Below are 2,446 nucleotides of genomic sequence, written 5' to 3'. Positions count from 1 at the left end.
TGACTGGAGAAACAAGGAGGGCTACGTCATCTCGACCGAAGGCCCGAAGGGCCGTAGCGGAGAGACCCCTGTATTTACCTCCCCTCCCGCCCCAATCCCTGCCAAAGCAGGAAAAAACCGGGTCAGTCGATGCGCTTGGTCCGGTCGAGAAGAAAGAAGATGGGGATGGCGACCGCGGTGTTGGCGCAGGCGCGGATCAGTTCGTGCCCCCAGAGCAGAGAGAAGCCGGGCAGGCCCAGCAGGCGGTGGTCGATAAGAAAGAGCAGAACGCTGTTGATGATCGAGAAGCCGAAGGTGATGACGATACGTGTAAGCGGGCTCTCCACGTCGACCTGAAGGCCGATGCTTGCGGCGACATAGCCGATGGCCGACTTGGCCATGCCGTTGACGCCGATAGGCTGGTTGGTCAGCGCGTCCTGGAGCAGGCCGATGATGGCTCCGGTCAGGGTTCCGGCGATGGGGCTGCGCCGGGAGACGGCGAAGAACAGCACCACGATGAGCGGTAGATCGAGGATGGCGAAGCGCGGAAACGGCCGCGGCAGAAAGGATTGCAGAAGAATCGCAAGCGCCGGCACCAGCAGCGTGACGGCGAGGGAGAAGGTGTGCTGCTCGAGTTCTCGGCGGGAGGTGTAGCTGCGATTGAGCATTCTTGTGGCTAATTTTCCGGCTCTGCCGGGGGCTGAGTCCGAGGCTGTGTCTGGGGTTGCGTCTGCGGCTGCGTCTGGGGAGTTTCGCGCGGCCTCTGCGCCGCGCGGGAGGGTGCGCCGGCCGGCGTCTCCGGCCGCGGAGCTGTGTTGGCCGGGGCTGCATTGGCCGGGGCTGCATCATAGGTACGGCTGCTCCGGGCTCCGGGAACCAGCGAGGAAGCGGGCGGCGTATCGCCCGGGGAGTAGCGGTCCGGGCGGATCGCCGGCAGAGGCCTCGGAACGACGGTGCTGGGCAGCGCCTGGGGATTCGCCGCAGGGGTCGCGGGAGCGTTGGGATCGTGCAGGCTGGGCAGGCGGTCGGCCAGCACCTCGGCAGCCGAGCGCGCGGAGGCTTCGGCGGCGGCCTCGGCATCGGCGGCGGCCTTGGCCTTGGCGGCAGCCTCGGCGGCGGCCCTGGCCTCGGCGGCGGAAACCCCGACGGCAAGATCCTTCTGCGCTGCCGCGGGCAGCGTGGGCTTGGTGCCGGTAATGACCAGCACCTCCTCCAACTGCGAGAGATTAGCCGCGGGCTTGATGCGGATGGCGGTGTAGGGCTGGTGATCGGGATCAGGAGCGATGGACTCGATCGTGCCGACCGGCAATCCGCGCGGGAAGATCTGGTCGCCGCCCGAGGTCAACACGGTTTCGCCGGGCTTGATGCGCGAGTCGGCGGTGAGGTTGGTGATCTGCACGTGCCCGGTGGAGCTGCCGTGCAGAATCGCCAGGATGCGTGTGCTGGCCAGCAGCACGCCCGCGCCGGAGGTCTGGTCGCTGATCAAAAGCACCTGCGCCGTATGCGGAAAGACGTCGCGAATCTTGCCGACGATGCCGTCCGGCGTGATGACCGCCATGTCGGGCTTGAGGTGGTAATCGTTACCCTTATCGATGTAGATGAGCCGGGAGAGGTCGGTGCCGCTGGTGCCGATCACCTGCGCCGCCACGGTGGAGGCGATGTAGTGCTGCTGGAAGGCGAGCAGCGCCTGCAGGCGATGTCCCTGCACGGCGTCCTCGGCAAAGGCCGCCTGCTCAAGACGCAGGCGCGCGATCTCCTGCCGCAGGTCCTGATTCTGCTCGTGGACATGGCGGAGATTGACATAGTTGCCCCAGGCCCCGCGCACGTTCTGGCCGACAGCATGGAAGGCGCGCTCGAACGGCGTCACCGCAGCCACGACCCAATAGCGCATCAGGGTGACCTGGCGGCTGTCGGGCGTTCCGAACTCGGCGGGACGGCGCACCTGAATGGCCAGGCCGATGGTCTGCGCAAACAGGACCGCAACCAGGACAAGGACATTCTTGAATCGTGTGAAGAAGGATTCCATGCGCTGCAACTATTATGTGCGAGATGAGGGGAATCGTGAAAAATACGGGATAACTCTTTTGTCCGAGAACTCGTTCTTTGAACAAATTGGGACAGATCGGCGTATGGAATGAGCACCCAGAGCAAGCCCTCCCGGAGGTACACGATATTGCGACTCCCACTTTTACTCCTTTTGCTGGCGGCAGTCGTCCAGGCAGCCCCGGTTCGAGCGATGCACGCCGTTACGGACAACCCCACGGCCAATGAGGGTCCGAACTATACGGCGAATGGAGAGTTGAAGATGCCGGAGAGGTATCGAGAGTGGATCTTCCTTACCTCGGGGATAGACATGAGCTACAACCCCGATCCGGCCATGGCGGGGCACTCCATGTTCGACAATGTGTTTGTAAACCCGGCCGCCTACCGCGTATTTCAGCAGACGGGGACATGGCCCGACAAAACA

The 2,446-nt window shown here is 64.2% G+C and carries 2 protein-coding genes; both read right to left on the bottom strand.

Features of this window, described 5'->3' with window-relative positions:
* Positions 1 to 122 precede the first annotated feature (122 nt).
* On the bottom strand, positions 123 to 647 hold the full coding sequence (mreD, locus tag VHB27_RS11625; RefSeq protein WP_325600487.1) for a rod shape-determining protein MreD: 525 nt from the start codon (positions 645 to 647) through the stop codon (positions 123 to 125).
* Between the two features lie 8 nt (positions 648 to 655).
* Positions 656 to 2,005 (bottom strand): rod shape-determining protein MreC, encoded by a 1,350-nt coding sequence (gene mreC, locus VHB27_RS11620; protein WP_325600485.1) that lies wholly within the window; start codon positions 2,003 to 2,005, stop codon positions 656 to 658.
* Positions 2,006 to 2,446: the final 441 nt, after the last annotated feature.

The sequence above is a fragment of the Rhodopila sp. genome (assembly GCF_035548235.1).
GTDB lineage: Bacteria > Pseudomonadota > Alphaproteobacteria > Acetobacterales > Acetobacteraceae > Rhodopila.
This window is presented reverse-complemented; position numbering and strand designations above follow the sequence as displayed.

What these genes read in the sequence shown, in the direction of transcription:
- mreD (WP_325600487.1), bottom strand. Translation starts at nt 647, where the DNA reads ATGCTCAATCGCAGCTACACCTCCCGCCGAGAACTCGAGCAGCACACC.
- mreC (WP_325600485.1), bottom strand. Translation starts at nt 2,005, where the DNA reads ATGGAATCCTTCTTCACACGATTCAAGAATGTCCTTGTCCTGGTTGCG.